The sequence below is a fragment of the Leptospira wolffii serovar Khorat str. Khorat-H2 genome (assembly GCF_000306115.2).
Lineage (GTDB): Bacteria > Spirochaetota > Leptospiria > Leptospirales > Leptospiraceae > Leptospira_B > Leptospira_B wolffii.
Genome location: NZ_AKWX02000012.1, coordinates 36,242 through 50,901 on the forward strand (window position 1 = coordinate 36,242; position 14,660 = coordinate 50,901).

14 protein-coding genes and 1 pseudogene are annotated in these 14,660 nt (G+C 44.9%); 6 read left to right on the plus strand and 9 right to left on the minus strand.

The window, feature by feature from the left end; all coding sequences use genetic code 11:
* Window positions 1-34: 34 nt before the first annotated feature.
* Complete coding sequence (locus LEP1GSC061_RS09225) at window positions 35-682, plus strand: hypothetical protein (RefSeq protein WP_016545317.1); 648 nt, start codon at window positions 35-37, stop codon at window positions 680-682.
* Between the two features lie 116 nt (window positions 683-798).
* The gene (locus LEP1GSC061_RS09230) at window positions 799-1,266 is read left to right on the plus strand and encodes a GNAT family N-acetyltransferase (protein ID WP_016545214.1); all 468 of its coding nucleotides are present in this window, start codon (window positions 799-801) and stop codon (window positions 1,264-1,266) included.
* Here LEP1GSC061_RS09230 and LEP1GSC061_RS09235 read toward each other — a convergent pair.
* The 3 genes from LEP1GSC061_RS09235 to LEP1GSC061_RS09245 all read right to left on the minus strand — a co-directional run bounded on the left by LEP1GSC061_RS09235 (window position 1,263) and on the right by LEP1GSC061_RS09245 (window position 5,351).
* Window positions 1,263-3,326, minus strand: a complete 2,064-nt coding sequence (locus LEP1GSC061_RS09235) for a PP2C family protein-serine/threonine phosphatase (protein WP_016545249.1) — start codon at window positions 3,324-3,326, stop codon at window positions 1,263-1,265. The two genes, LEP1GSC061_RS09230 and LEP1GSC061_RS09235, sit on opposite strands and share 4 nt — an antisense overlap.
* A 211-nt stretch (window positions 3,327-3,537) precedes the next feature.
* Complete coding sequence (locus LEP1GSC061_RS09240; protein ID WP_198014258.1) at window positions 3,538-4,524, minus strand: glycerophosphodiester phosphodiesterase; 987 nt, start codon at window positions 4,522-4,524, stop codon at window positions 3,538-3,540.
* Between the two features lie 104 nt (window positions 4,525-4,628).
* Window positions 4,629-5,351 (minus strand): MIP/aquaporin family protein, encoded by a 723-nt coding sequence (locus LEP1GSC061_RS09245; protein WP_016545292.1) that lies wholly within the window; start codon window positions 5,349-5,351, stop codon window positions 4,629-4,631.
* 379 nt (window positions 5,352-5,730) lie between these two features.
* Between LEP1GSC061_RS09245 and LEP1GSC061_RS09250 the strand changes: the two genes are divergently transcribed.
* On the plus strand, window positions 5,731-6,261 hold the full coding sequence (locus LEP1GSC061_RS09250) for a DUF4442 domain-containing protein (protein WP_016545320.1): 531 nt from the start codon (window positions 5,731-5,733) through the stop codon (window positions 6,259-6,261).
* On the opposite strand, the gene LEP1GSC061_RS09255 is transcribed toward LEP1GSC061_RS09250, so the two are convergent.
* The 5 genes and pseudogenes from LEP1GSC061_RS09255 to LEP1GSC061_RS09270 all read right to left on the minus strand — a co-directional run bounded on the left by LEP1GSC061_RS09255 (window position 6,248) and on the right by LEP1GSC061_RS09270 (window position 9,879).
* On the minus strand, window positions 6,248-6,922 hold the full coding sequence (locus LEP1GSC061_RS09255; protein WP_016545425.1) for a class I SAM-dependent methyltransferase: 675 nt from the start codon (window positions 6,920-6,922) through the stop codon (window positions 6,248-6,250). The two genes, LEP1GSC061_RS09250 and LEP1GSC061_RS09255, sit on opposite strands and share 14 nt — an antisense overlap.
* 107 nt (window positions 6,923-7,029) lie before the next feature.
* A pseudogene (locus tag LEP1GSC061_RS22005) lies at window positions 7,030-7,368 on the minus strand (HepT-like ribonuclease domain-containing protein).
* Window positions 7,358-7,531, minus strand: coding sequence for a toxin-antitoxin system, toxin component (locus LEP1GSC061_RS21900; protein WP_232218425.1), 174 nt, complete (start codon window positions 7,529-7,531; stop codon window positions 7,358-7,360). The pseudogene LEP1GSC061_RS22005 and the gene LEP1GSC061_RS21900 overlap by 11 nt, the downstream one beginning before the upstream one ends.
* A gap of 314 nt (window positions 7,532-7,845) precedes the next feature.
* Window positions 7,846-8,739: a sensor domain-containing diguanylate cyclase gene (locus LEP1GSC061_RS09265; protein WP_040508371.1), complete on the minus strand. Its 894-nt coding sequence runs from the start codon at window positions 8,737-8,739 to the stop codon at window positions 7,846-7,848.
* 189 nt (window positions 8,740-8,928) lie between these two features.
* Window positions 8,929-9,879, minus strand: a complete 951-nt coding sequence (locus LEP1GSC061_RS09270; protein ID WP_016545165.1) for a helix-turn-helix transcriptional regulator — start codon at window positions 9,877-9,879, stop codon at window positions 8,929-8,931.
* Between the two features lie 108 nt (window positions 9,880-9,987).
* Between LEP1GSC061_RS09270 and LEP1GSC061_RS09275 the strand changes: the two genes are divergently transcribed.
* The 3 genes from LEP1GSC061_RS09275 (at window position 9,988) to LEP1GSC061_RS09285 (ending at window position 13,779) form a co-directional block, all read left to right on the plus strand.
* Window positions 9,988-10,875, plus strand: coding sequence for an SDR family oxidoreductase (locus LEP1GSC061_RS09275; protein WP_016545198.1), 888 nt, complete (start codon window positions 9,988-9,990; stop codon window positions 10,873-10,875).
* A gap of 31 nt (window positions 10,876-10,906) precedes the next feature.
* A complete protein-coding gene (locus LEP1GSC061_RS09280) occupies window positions 10,907-11,728 on the plus strand; it encodes an alpha/beta fold hydrolase (protein ID WP_016545423.1) in 822 nt (273 codons plus the stop codon).
* A gap of 149 nt (window positions 11,729-11,877) precedes the next feature.
* Window positions 11,878-13,779 (plus strand): adenylate/guanylate cyclase domain-containing protein, encoded by a 1,902-nt coding sequence (locus LEP1GSC061_RS09285; protein WP_040508372.1) that lies wholly within the window; start codon window positions 11,878-11,880, stop codon window positions 13,777-13,779.
* Between the two features lie 6 nt (window positions 13,780-13,785).
* Here LEP1GSC061_RS09285 and LEP1GSC061_RS09290 read toward each other — a convergent pair whose 3' ends face one another.
* Window positions 13,786-14,322 carry an inorganic diphosphatase gene (locus LEP1GSC061_RS09290; protein WP_198014259.1) on the minus strand — a complete coding sequence of 179 codons (537 nt, stop codon included), beginning with the start codon at window positions 14,320-14,322 and terminating at the stop codon, window positions 13,786-13,788.
* Window positions 14,323-14,660: the final 338 nt, after the last annotated feature.

Here is a 14,660-nt window from a genome sequence, read left to right on the forward strand (position 1 = left end):
TCGACTTCCTCGTAAAGAGTCTCATTCTTCGGATATGGAAATCCCTTCTTATTCTCCCGCCTCTTGGCGAGCCGCAGTTTCAGAGTATGCTGCCGAGATTCTCCGCGTCGGTCATGAAAGGTCGCCTTTTTGGTTGACCGTCCGCTCCTTCGCTTCCGCGGCCTGCGAGGGGGACGATCCCGAACCGTTCTATGACGATTTGGATTCTGGTTTCAAAAGAGAGCTAACAGAAGAGGAAGAGCAAAGATTCGACGACGTTCTTTCCTCTTTTTTGGATCAGGCTACCGCCGTACTGATCGCCATTTCCGAAGCCTATAGCGACGAGGACGAGGAAAGGAGCGAGGAAATCACGGACGAGGCGATTTCGGGACTTCTTTCCGGCCTGAACGATGCGGGAGTCAAGACAATGCTCGATAACGAGCTCATCGAGATCGCAGTCCGCGTGCTGAACCTAAGATTAAATTATCATAATATTCCAGCGGACAAGGAGTTTTCTCTATCCACTTTGAATTCCATTCCCGATCCCGAAGAGAGAAGGATCCTGGAACCGTTCGTAACGTTCTTGGCGGAGGATTTCCAAACCATAGAGGATCGGGAGGAAAGATTCGCGCTACTCATGCAGATTCTATTCGATACCCTTTGGGCGATTTTCTACCTCAGCCTCGAAGAGGACGAAGAATAGATTCTTAACTTGCGGTCCTATTCTCCTCGTTCCTAAAGGCGGGCACCGAGATCCCCAAACACACCAACGCCAAATTCGTATGTTTACATTTTCGATTCGAAAGCGGAAAAGATTTCATGGATCAAAAACCTAATATCGGCCTTATCGATCCCTATTCTTCCGAGGCGATAGAAATGATGGAAGCGCTTTGGATAGAAATCCAAACAAGATATGGATTCCAAGCTCCCAATCCGATGAAGCCGGAACATTTCATCGGTCCTAGATACGGATTTTGGATAGCCAAGTCCGGACAGGAAACCGCAGGAAGCGTGGCTTTGGTTCCTTGGTCGCAAAGCGTCGCCGAATTGGATGTGATGTACGTGGATCCTAGGTTCAGGAGATCCGGAATCGCCTCTCTTCTGGTAGAAGCCTTGGAATCCTTCGCTAAAAAAGAAGGATTCTCTTTCATTCGTCTCAGAGCGGGGGCTCCCCAACCTGAAGCATTACGTTTTTATGAGAAGCAAGGATATATAAGAATAGAGTCCTTCGGTCGATGGGCTTCCGACGATACCGCCTGGTGCTACGAAAAGAAAATCTTGGATTAAACTCTTTCGATGGCGATCAGGCTGATGTCGTCCTGAGGTTGGATATTTCCCAGCCAGGATTCGATATCGTGAATCACTATATCTGGAATCTTTTCGATCGGTTCCGAAAGCAATTCTCTGAGTCGATTCACGAGTCTGCCTTCTCCCCAGGCTTCCCTTTTAGAGTTGAATTGTTCGAATACTCCGTCGGAGAAAAGAAACATCCTGTCTCCGTTGGAGAATTTCTTCTCCACGTTTTCGTAATTCTTTTTATTTCTTAATCCTATGATGGCTCCGGTCCTACGTAAAGGGAACATTTCGGAAGATGTGAACAGCACTTGATCCGGATGTCCGGCGGAGGCGTAGACCAATCGATTTTCTCTCGCATAAATATCCACTATTATCGATGAGAATATGGTTCCCAAGGAGGAGAATTTTCTCTGGAACTTGTCGTCCAAGATGTCCAAACAAAACCCCGGATCCTTGGCTCCGTATTTGATTCCTTCGTATTCAGCCTTGATGGCCATGGTAACTAACGCTGCCTGGACTCCGTGGCCTGTAGCGTCGGCCAGGAAAATGCGGAAAACTCCGGGAGAGACCTCGAAGATATCGTAAAAATCTCCGCCTACTTCGTCCCTAGGAAGATATTTAACTGCGTATTTTAATTCTGTATACGTTTCCGAATTTTCCGGAAAGAGTTTCATCTGGATTCTTTGGGCGACCATTAGATCTTTTCGGATTCTTTCCAAAGAATGGTTCAGCTCCGAAGTCTTTTCCCGGACCATGATCTCCAGATTGTCCTTGAGAATATTCAAGGCGCTATTCGCTATTCTGAGATTTTCAGCGAGTACTTCCGATTTGCGGAATGCTCTGGCGATTCTTCTGGAGAGGACCAAGGATTGGGAGAGCGCAAAGATTAGGAGTCCGTAAGGGGAAATATTCACTCCTCGGATGTTTAAACGATCCCATAGTAAATCCACTCCCACTGTCGCTGCGAAAGCGAAGAAGCCTCCTAAAAATAGAAAGGAATCCTCCCGTTTTTTCCAGACTCCTATGCATACCGTATAAAGTATGTATATGATCGCTACGCCGGTCGCTATCTGGAAGTAAGTCACTATAGCGGTGAAAAATCCCACGCTTAATAAAAGCGTAATATCGTATACGATTGCCAGTGCCCAATACGCGTAAAGAACGAAGGTGTGAGTTTCTCTCGGAAATAAGGATCTATGGAAGAGAAGAAAGACTGGAACCGCGGTATAGAAAGAGAAGAATTCCAAACGAAACAGGGAGTCCCAAGGAAATTCCGGAAACAGTTCTAGGACGAGACGGTTCCCCACCAAGGAAACCCGTAAGGCAAGAAGGAAGACGAAGAGAGCAAAGTAGAATACGGACTTTTCTTTTCTGCGAAATAGAAACAGCCCTAGGTGATAGAGTCCGATCAGGAGTAACCCGCCGAATAAAAAAGCTTCTCTCACTTGGGAGATCAGTTTGTCTCGGTTCATCGCGGCGACGGTTCCGAATTTTGGCACCTGCCAAAAACCTCCGAAGTTATTCACCCAATTCGAGCCTTGGATCAGGATTTCGGTTTCCTCCTTTTTAATACGGAGAGTGAGATAGACCGACTTGATTCTTTGGACTTCCCCCTGAGGGTTAAGACTAGGAGTTCCGGAAGAATAGATTAGAACTCCGTCATGGTATAATTTATACGCCGACGCAAAGTCAGGGAGAAAGAATACGAAATCTTTATCCAGGTCCTCCTTGGGAAAACGAAGCAGCAGTCTTAAGGTCGCGGCACCTTCTCTAGGAAGTTCTACGTTATCGTAAATCTTGCCTTGCCAGGAATCGGGAACGGAAAGAGAATGCCAGCCGGAAAAATCGCTCGTCTCCTTCGGATCCAAAAATGTCCCGTATGCGAACTGCCAATCCCCCGAAAGAGGGAGGATCCCGGAATGTTCGGACAGAAGGTTCTCCGAAATGGAAAGTCTTCCTTCCCGAATAGGGGAAGCGGATACCGAAGTTTGCAGGCAGATTGCCGCAATAAAAACGAAGACGGTAAGAAGACGATTCACTCCAGGAAGCATAGAAAATACGGAATGTACGTCTAATATTTTTTATTCGTCGGTTTTTTAAGATATTCGTATTCGATCAAATGAGCCCGTTTTTTTCGAACGGGCTTGGGAGCTAACGTTTCCGAATTTGTTCCGGTCAAACGTATAAGCGGGTGCAAAGGCGATAGGGTCTGAAAGAGATGCCCGGGTAAAGGAAGAATGCAATGCCCCGGATCTTTATCGCCTATTTTACGTTAAGCGGAACATGAGTGCCCGAATCCGAGATGGCTTGGTTCAGCCTATCCGGATAGTCGGTAATGATTCCGTCGGCTCCCACCTTCAGTAATCTCTTCATTTCGGGAATCTCGTTTACGGTCCAAGGAATGACTCGTATTCCTATTTTATGAGCTTCGGTAACGAATTCTTCGGTTACATAAAGAAAATAAGGAGAAACGATATCCGCTCCCAACTCTTTGGTCTTTTCCAAAGCGAATCTTCTGCGAGAATCTCCGAATCCGATTTTCATGGTAAATCCCTGCGGATAGGTAAGCGAGAATAACGCGGAAGTTTTGAGCTTAGGATTCTTCTTTTTCACCAAGGGTAGTGCGGGCAGATAAAAGGATTGAATAGTACTTCTTTCCGTTAAGCCCGCCTTCTCGATCGATTTTACGAGAAGGGAAACGTGGGCTTCTACGATCGTGGGGTCCACTTGGGAATTCTCATCTCCAGGAAATTTGGTCTCGATATTGAATTTAGGGATCACTTTTCTTTTGCCGGTTTTTTCCCAGGTTTTTACCTTTTCGAAAAATTCCTCTATGGTAAGAAGTTTCGTGCCCGGGACAGTTTTTTGCTCCGGGAACTTCGGATTTTGCTTCGCTCCGCAATCCAGTTCCTTGAGTTCGGCGAGAGTAAGATCATACAAGGACCTGGAAACGATTTCGGAACCGTTGGGACCGGAACAAATCGTAGGATTCGTATCCGAGTCGTGATGTATTACGATTTTATGATCTTTTGTGAGGACTGTATCCAGCTCCAGGGTGGTCATTCCTTGTTGGAGCGCCTCTTCAAATGCCGGCCAGGTATTTTCCGGTTTGAGGCCTCTCGCTCCTCTATGACCTTGGAGATCTAAGGATCCGTCGAGGGGAGAATTTTGGATTTGGGCCCCGCTGCAGGAAAGGGCGAAGCCGATTGCGATAACGACTCCGAAGGCTTGGGAAAATTGCATCATGATAGAAATTCCTTTTGGGTTGGTAGACTCTCGGTCGATTTACAAATTTGGGAAAGGATTTTTCCGGGCTTCATTTTTACATTCGTTCTTATTTTACGGTTCGGAAATTAAGATAAGAATACTTTTAAAAGAAAGCCTGCGGCGGTTGCGCCCGCCAATGGAGCGACTACGGGCAACCAAGCATATTCCCAACCCGAAGGTCCTTTATTCGGAATCGGTAATATGAAATGAGCCAATCGCGGGCCGAGATCCCTGGCTGGATTGATCGCATAGCCGGTGGTTCCCCCCATGGATAAGCCTATGGCCCAGACTAGAATTCCTACGAAGAAGATTCCGAAAGGAACGCTTAAACCCGAAATTTGAGGGGAGAAGATGGAATATACTCCTAAAATAAGCAGGAAGGTTCCTAAAAACTCGCTGATAAAATTGGAAGTTCCGTGCTTGATTGCCGGTTCTGTGGAGAATACGGAGAGAATTTTTCCTCGATCCCCCGTTTCTTTCCAATGGGGCAGATAATGTAGATAGACGGCGAAGGCTCCTAAAAACGCACCGAAAAGTTGGGCGGGAATATAGGTTAAAAGTTTGGAATAATCGCCGGATTGGATCGCAAAGGCAAGGGTGACGGCCGGATTTAAATGTGCATCCGCGCTACCGAAAGCTTTGGCAACGAAGATCCCCAACATGACCGCGAAGGCCCATGCGGAAGTTATGACCATCCAGCCGGAATCTTTCGCTTTAGATCTTTCTAATAGAACTCCGGCAACTACTCCATCGCCTAGGAGAATCAACGTGAATGTGCCTAAAAATTCGCCGAATGCCGGGGATATCATATGGGGTTCGTTACCTCTTTCTTTCGGACGGAAGGATTTAGCGGATTCGTTTTTCGAGCAAGCGAAAAAGCCGGGATTAATTTAGCGGGGGATTCACTTTTTTTTTAAGGTTCCCGAATCCCAATCGAGTCTGGTGATACTGGCAAAATCAGGGAACTCCATTCGTATATTATATATATATATACATTTTAGGGAGATTCAGGTGGAAAAATATACGTTTCTTCCTAAAAAAATCGCATCACAAACGGAAATCAAAAAGAGGATTTTCAAACTACGAACGAAATCTTTTCTTGAGTTAAGTAGGCTCGAGACTTTCCTTTTCGGATCGTCTTTTGAACGAACGCTAGTTCGGGTCTAATACGAGGAGTCCGAATACAGTATGAAATTATATCCGACCGATAAGAAAGAATCCGCAAATTCCTGGTGGCTCCGCACTCGGCTGAATTACTGGCCCTGCGTCTGGTGCACGGGCGGAAAAATAGAATTTCTTTCCTCCGATTTTCGAGAATTGCATGTAGGTTTAAGGAAGAACATCAGAACCCTAAATAGGGTAGGAACCGTTTACGGAGGAAGCATATATAGCTCCGTCGATCCTTATTTCATGCTCATGATGATGTGGATCTTAGGAGAGGACTACGTGGTCTGGGATAAGGCGGCAAGGGTCAAGTTTGTGAGACCTATTCTAAAAAAGGTGAAGGCGAAATTTCTGATCACGGAAGAGTTGATCGAGAAAACGAAAAAGGAAATATTAGAAAAAGGAGAAACGGTTTTCGATCTCCCTTTAAAATACGAGGATGATGGCGGCATCGTCTACGCTACGTTCGAAAAGACCATCTACGCGGCTTCCAGAACGCATTATGAGAAAAAGCTAGCCGCAAAGAATCTGACTTCTTCGTTTAAACCCGCTTAGTTGCGAGCCATCCTCCTACATGCAGGCATTGGAAAATTTGTCGATTCTCTATAAAGCCCGCTTCCTGTAGGAGTTCCAAATATCGATTTCCGGAAATTCTATGCAATTGGGAAACCCTTTCCAAGTATATACGTAGGTTATCCTCTTTCCATCCCTGGAAATTTCGCAGATAGGAAGCCGCATGTGCAAATTGGATTTTTTCATCCTTATAAGAATTATATAGATCGAAGAGGATCAAATTTCCTCCTTCTTTCAGGCGAGAATAGATATCCTTTAATAAAGTAAGTTTACTTCCGTCATCGGGCAAAAAATGCAGAACGAATAAAAGAGTGATAGAATGATAGAGCTCGTTTGATGGAAGTTTGTCGACCGTATCCGCAAAGAATCGGATACCCGGAAATTTGGCTTTGGCCTGTTCTATCATTTCGGGAGAAGGGTCTATCCCGGTGATCCGAAACCGTTCCGGAGCGATTCGAATCAGATTCTTGAAATCTCCGCCTGTCCCGCAACCTACTCCTAAGATGTTTCCGTTTTCTGGCGTGAGTTCCAGAAGGAGAGTGGGGACTAGTTCCAAGATTCCGTTGTACATAGGGATCATTTTCCCGATTCGATTCTCGTATTCTCTCGCTCTTTCTCCTTCGAATTTTTCTACGAATTGCATGAATAGTATTCCTTGGATTTTTTTAATAAATGCCGATTAAGATTTTTGATCTCCCAATTCTTGGAAGAGGAATTTGCAGAGAACTATTTTGTTGTTCTGTGATGCTATTATCTTTCTTTTTCTAAAATCGAATCAATTTGCATCTCTAAGATAGGAATCTTGTTCGTTACTAAGTCCCATACTATATCATAATCTACGACGAAATACCCGTGAACCAGACGATTTCGAGTCGCGGATAATTTTTTCCAATCGATTTCAGAATGCCTTTCTTTAAAAAGATCCGAAAGTTTGTTCGATGCCTCGCCGATTATTTCGATGTTGCGTACAAATGCTCTTTTTGCGACTTCGTCGGTGAGGAATTGGCTATGAACTTAATTTGCATATTTTAACTTTAAAAAGAGAATCTCATCCCTGATATGTCTGATGTAACCCATATCAGATTTCAATATCCAAAGCCTCAGCTAATATGGAATCCTTTATGTTTCCCGAAAGCGAATCTTTCGTTAATAGATCTACGCGCGCTTTTAGGATATCTTCCAACTTGAAAGATAGATCCATAAAGTTATCGAAACTCTTTTGACCGGAACGAAATTGAACGAGTAGATCTATATCACTATTGTCGTTATTTTGTTATCTGGCCGTAGAACCGAAAAGAAAAAGTTTTTGCACTCCTAATGCTTCTAACTCATCTTTATGAGCGGAAAGAGTTTGTTGAATTTCTGAATAGGTTATCATAGAAACCAGGGCCGCTTTTAATTTTACTCGACTATGCAAACTTATGTCAAGGCCAATAAAAAGGCTTATGAAATGGATTTTCATCACAGTTTTTATTCTGTTTTATAGATTGTGACCTCGCATAGGAGAGGATGTTTTTGTCGAGTCGAAGTTGATTTTTACATACAAGAGGAAACCGTTTACTCCTTTTACGTTCCTGTGGAAACGACTCTGTTTCTTCCCGAACGCTTTGCAATGTAAACCGCCGCTTGGACTTCGTGGAGAAGATCGTCCGTGTTGACTCCGTCTTGGGGGTACATGGCAACTCCCACGGATACGGAACATCTGACATCTTCCGGTATTTCCGCGCTTTGGAATTCGGAGAACAAGCGTCTGACTTTTTCCGCTCTTTCTAAAACGATTGCGCGACTCGCTCCGGGGAGAAGGAGTAGGAACTCTTCTCCTCCGATCCTGCATGCAATATCGCTTCTTCTGGTATTTTCGGAAAGAATGGCGGCTAATGCTTGGATGAATATATCTCCCTTACTCGTTCCATAAAATTCGTTGATCCCTTTTAATCGATCGATATCGAAGTATACGACTCCGATGCCGGATTCGGTTCTTTCCGCTCGATAAACTTCCGTTCGGAAGGCCTCGATTGTGTAATCTCTATTGAATAATCCGGTAAGTTTATCACGTATTTCTAATTCTCTTACCTTGGCTTCCCTTCTCCTGTAAAGAGTCTCGTATCGTTTGGCCCTGGACTCCGCGTTTTTTTGCTGAGTGATATCTCGGAAAAGGAACGCTTTGGCGGGCTCTTTTTCTTCCATTAGAACAGGTATGCATCTGCAAATGAATCTATGCTTTCCCGTTTCCGTTCTTAGAGTCAGAGGGATATGCTCTTTAGGGTCTCTTTGGGAAAGGACATGATACCAAATATTATCCCTAACATTGTTCTTATGAGGAACCAGACCTAAATCATGAGCGGAAGGATTCGAATCGATCAATTTTCCCTTGGAATCCACGATTAATACCGCTTCATCCACGCTCTCTAAGAAGTTTGAACTCCGAATCCAATAGTTCTTTTGATTAGTCGATATCATTTTTTATATTAGAAGGAGTGAGCTATCGAAAACCAACCTTTTCCTTTTAGAAAAAAATCAATGCGTGAAGCTTTCGGATTTTGCAAAATCATTCCGTCGCGTCTCGGCATTAGTTTACATCATTAGGGCGAAAATATGTAAAAAATATCCGAATGGGTTCCGAGAAATCCTCCGACTATATCCTTTTGATTATTCCTCGTAGGCTTGCAGAATCGCCCTGGTTTTTTTCAGCACCGCATCTTTTAATTCCTGGGGTTCCAAGACCACTCCCGCTTCTCCTAGATAGAGCATCATTCCTAACGCCCATTCCTTGGCTTCCAGATCCAATTCATATATTACGAAACCTTTCCTAGGCGGAGATACGTTTTTGATTTTGGCGTAGGGTAGATTTTTGATCTTTACGGCATCTTCTTCTTTGATTCTTATCTTTGCGAGATACTGAGGGAGTCTGGAACGAAACTCCACGAGCCATTCTTCCCAATATTTGGCTAAATCGAATTTTTTCGGTCTCTCGAAGCGTTCTTCCGTTATCTTTGCCTCTATGATTCTGGAGATCCGATATACTCTCATCTCTCTACTTCTTCTTGCCACGAGATACCAGATCGTATCTTTTGCGACCAGTCCTAATGGTTCCAATAGTCTGGATTCCTGCTTGCCGTCTTTTTCATATACGATCTTGAGTTTTCTTTCCTCCCACACTGCGTCTTGTAGTACGGGAAGAAGAGGAAGGTCTCGGATGGCGCGATTCCAGCCGGCTCCATCGATATGGATTCTTTGTCTTGCGGTCTCCGCATCTTTCTTATAAGCGGGAGGAAGGGCCGCCAATAATTTAATAAAAGCGGAATCGAAATCCTTCTTCTTTCCCAGATCTTCCAACACCCGCGAAGATTGTAGTAGGAAAAGCGAGAGTACTTCCTCTTTCTTGAATCCTGTCAGATTCGTTCTGTATCCGTCGCTTAGGCTCCATCCACCGCCTATTCCTCGTTCGGCGAAAATGGGTACTCCTGCGGCGGATAATGCTTCCATGTCCCTATGTACGGTTCTTTCCGAAATCTCCAGTTTTTTGGAAAGTTCTTTGGCCGTTGTCTTTCCCTTTGCCTGTAGGTGAAGTAGAATATTGAGGAGGCGATCGGCTCTCATGCTTAGAAAGTATAGCGCCTTAATATGACGGAGAGTGTCATGTTTTTTATTCTACCGTCTTTTTAAATATGACATACATTGTCATCTATCCCGGTTTATGCTGGCTCCATGAACGGGAGAAAATTGAAAGGAAAAGCGGCTTTGGTCGCGGGGGGAACCCGGGGCGCCGGCCGTGGGATTTCCATCGCATTGGGAGAAGAAGGGGCCACAGTATTTGTGACAGGGCGTAGTAGCACCGGGAACTACTCCGAGATAGGAAGAAAAGAGACCATAGAGGAAACCGCGGAACTCGTGGAAAAAGCCGGTGGGGTCGGAATCCCGATAAGAACGGATCATACGGATCCGAATCAAGTCTGGGAACTTTTTGAAAAAGTCGCATCCCGGACCGACGGCAAACTGGATATTTTAGTCAACGACGTTTGGGGGGGAGAGCATCTCTCGGAATGGGGAAAGAAATTCTGGGAGCAAGATCTGGATAAAGCATTCAAAATGTTTAATAATTGCATCCGTTCCCATATGATCACCGCTTATTTCGGGGCGCCCCTTTTACTTAAGAACGGCTCGGGACTATTGGTGGAGGTTACGGACGGAATAGATTATAGGTATCGTGGAAATCTCCCCTATAGTCTTACAAAATCCGCAGTCATCAATCTTGCTCTTTGTCTTTCCGAAGAATTGAAGCAAGGTGGAGTCGCCGCGCTTTCGTTAACTCCCGGTTTTCTACGTTCCGAAGAGATGTTGGATTATTTCGGAGTAAGTGAGGAAAATTGGAAGGATGCAGTCGCCAAGGAAGCGCACTTCATCGCTTCGGAGACTCCGGCTTTCGTAGGAAGGGCTCTCGCCGGTCTCGCTTCCGATCCGAATATCATGCAAAAGACGGGAAAAGCCTGGAGCAGTTGGAAACTTTCCGACGAATACGGTTTTATAGACAAGGACGGGAATCGACCTCATTGGGGAAATTATTATCGGGAGAAATTCGGGGAAACTTTGGACTGAGATGAAAATACATATTAGGAGTTTTTATATTATGATTACATTAGCAACCTCTACTTTCGGCATTCTTCTTTGCAAGGGAGGAATCCTTCTTAGGTCCACGACTGGACCAGTGGGCAAGGTGGCCTTTACGGACGAAGGGCACGGAGGAATTCCCATCGTATTCGTACATTCCTTCGGAGGAGATTCTTCGCATTGGGAATATATAAAGGATCGATTCGTTTTGGATAGGAGAGTGATCCGTATAGAACTGAGAGGACACGGCGAATCGACTCCTCCCAAAGATGGAGATTATAGGATTTCGTCCTTAGCGAAAGATATCGGATCCGTAGTGGATTCCTTGGAATTGAAAAAATTCATCCTGGTAGGCCATAGCATGGGCGGAAGCGCAGCATTAGAATACGCGGGAACTAATCCAGGAAGAGTTGTCGGACTCGTTCTCTTGGATGCGGCGGGAGATCCGAAGAAGCTTCCGAAGCCGATGCGCAATCGGATCAAACAAGCTCTACTTTCGGATGCCTATGAGGAAACGACGAGAGGATATTGGGAGCGGATTTTGGAAGGCTCGAATCCCGTAGTGAAGGTCAGGGTCCTTTCCGATTTAGGAAAGATCCCCAAGGATACGGTGATCGGAGTCACTTCCGAATTATTGGATTATGATCCGAATCCTGCTCTTCGAAAATTCAAAGGAGCGAAATTGGCCGTAGTAGTTCCTTCAAACAACGATTCCTATTCTTTACATAGTCTCCAAGGCGGATTCCCGTTTAGAGTGGTGTCCGGTACCGGGCATTGGATCCAATTGGATAAACCTAAAGAGATTTATGAAATCCTGAAATCCTTTTCGGACGGATTATAGAAGGGCATAACGCCGAATCGGGCTTGTAGGAATTCCGACTAGCGGGCCCGTATTTTTACGTTCGAAATCCGGCTAAAAACTCGGATCTTATCTTCGTAGGCGTGAAAAATCGGATGATTCTTTCGTCGAATTCGGCATCGTTATCGCCTATGAATCGTCTTCTTATTCCCCTCGTTCTTTCGATTATATTCCTATCGTCTTGCGGTACCAGGACTTCTTCCAAGATTTCTCCCAGGGCTCAGGAGGGAGTCTTGGATCTCAGAGATTGGAATTTTGCGGAAGATGGAATCGTGAAATTGGACGGAGAATGGAAATTTCAATGGATGAAGCTTTCACAATCCAAACCGGATGCGGAAGCTACTGCAAACGACGGAATATTCACAACCGTTCCGGGGAACTGGAATCAGATACATGATCTTGCGGGCATGCGCCCGTTGCGAGCGTACGGTTACGGTACTTATACTTTAAAAATTCTTTTTGCCCCCGGGCAAGGACGTCTGACGCTTCATTTCCAGGATTCGGGCACCGCTTCCGCCATTTATTTGGACGGTAAGAAGATCGGCGGAAACGGAGTCGTGGGAACCGACTCGAACAGTTCTCGTCCTCAGTACCTTCCTCTTTATATTCCGGTAGGACAACCGGATAAAGAAACGGTTCTTCAGGTGGAGGTATCCAATTTTCATCATTATAAAGGCGGGCTTTGGGCTTCTCTTCAATTGGGAACGGAAAACGCTTTGGGAACTTATAGAGAGGATGCGAATTCCAGCGAGATGTTTCTGTTCGGAAGTATCATCATTATGGCGTTATACCATTTCGGTCTTTATTCTTTAAGAAGAAGGGATTTAACAGGTCTTTACTTCGGTATATTTTGTACTACCATTTGTCTTAGGATCTTCGTGACGGGGGAAAGGTATCTCATTTATAAATTTCCGAATCTTCCTTGGGAGTTCTTTAATAAACTGGAATATTTGTCCCTGTACGTGGCGGTTCCTTTTTTCGTATTGTACTTGGATGCATTGTTTCCGAACGCCTTCTCCGATAAAATCCGGAAATTCAGTCTTTGGTTTCACGGGATCTTGTCGCTTCTCGTCATAGTCACTCCTGCGAGTATTTACTCTCATAGCCTGATTCCTTTCCAGTTATCCATGCTTCTCCACATCGTATGGATGGTTTACGTTTTGATTCGTTTGGTAAGAACGGGCGCCGACGGTGCTCTCATGGCTTTGAGCGGAGTTTTGGCTCTTACGATCACCGCTATAAACGACATACTCTATTCGCAAGCGTTGCTCAACTTCGGATATTATCTTCCTTTGGGACTTTTCGTCTTCATATTCGCTCAGTCTTATCTACTATCTTTCCGGTTTTCCCAAGCCTTCCTTTATATCGAAAGACTTTCGGACAATCTTTTGGAAGTGAACAAGGCTTATAGTAGGTTCGTGCCTTTGGCTTTCTTGAAATTCTTAAATAAACAGAATATTACCGAGATCGGTTTGGGAGATCAGGTTCAGAGAGAGATGACGATTCTATTTTCGGATATTCGGTCCTTCACTCAGCTATCCGAGAAGATGACTCCCAAAGATAATTTCGATTTTCTGAATTCTTATATGAGAAGAATGGGACCTATTATCCGTAAGCACGGCGGCTTCATCGATAAATATCTAGGCGACGGAATCATGGCTCTGTTTCCGAGTATTCCAGACCAGGCTTTGGAAGCCGCCCTGGAAATGTTAGAGGAGCTTCGGGAATTGAATCGACTTAGGGTCGAGAGGCAATACGAACCGATCCGGATCGGAATAGGTTTGCATACTGGAACCCTGATGCTCGGAACCATAGGAGAAGAGGAGAGAATGGACGGGACGGTGATCTCCGATGCGGTGAATCTCGCTTCCCGCATAGAAGGACTCACAAAGGAGTTCGATACGGATCTGCTTCTAAGCGAAGAAACTTTCAAGAAATTGAAGAATGCATGGAAATATTCCCTGGAGAAATTGGGAACGGTCAAGGTGAAAGGGAAGTCGGAATCCAGCGAGGTGTATAAACTCGCCGGATAGATCATTCTACTTTTTCGGAAATTTTTCTTTATAGAAATCTAATGCTTTGACGATTAAATCTTTCGCGATTTCCGGACCTTCCGGTTCTTCGACACGCACTTCCTTTTTTTCCAATTGCTTATAAACGGAGAAAAAGTGAGTGATTTCCGCCCGAAAGGAGGCTGGGAGTTGGGATACGTGTTCGATTCCGTCGAAACTCCTATCTCCCGAGGCGACGGCTAAAATCTTTTCGTCACCTTCTCCTCTGTCGATCATACGCATAACTCCTACGACTCTAGCCGGAACTAGGCAGAGCGGAGGGACTTCTTCGGAACATAAGACTAAGATATCTAAAGGATCCTTATCGTCTCCCAGAGTTTGGGGAATAAATCCGTAATGTGCCGGGTAATGTGCGGATGCGAATAGGACACGATCCAACTTGATGAGGCCAGAATCCTTATCCACTTCAAACTTAGCCTTACTTCCGGACGGAATCTCCACTAGGGCGTGGACTTCGTGAGGTGGGTTCGGGCCGGGGCTCGCTTCGTGCCAGGGATGTAATATCATGCGAGTTATCTTTTTTCTTCGAGCAGCGGTAGCAAGGAGATTCCGGTCTATTTTTTGACTATAGATGCGAATCCATCATTCGGACTTGCGATCTCCGGAAAAAATCGACCCGATTTTCGATTCCGGGATGAAAAGTTGACAGAGCAGCAAACGGGATTGCAAAAAAGATATGCGACATATTCCAATCTTGCCGCAAATACGAATAATTTAGTAATTCTTCGGATGCCTTACTGCTTGCCTTACGGGTGAAAGGTGTATAAATATTAGTGCATTTCGTTATATTAAATTAATAAAATAATAAAATATAATGAAAACTAATCGTATCTTATATTATG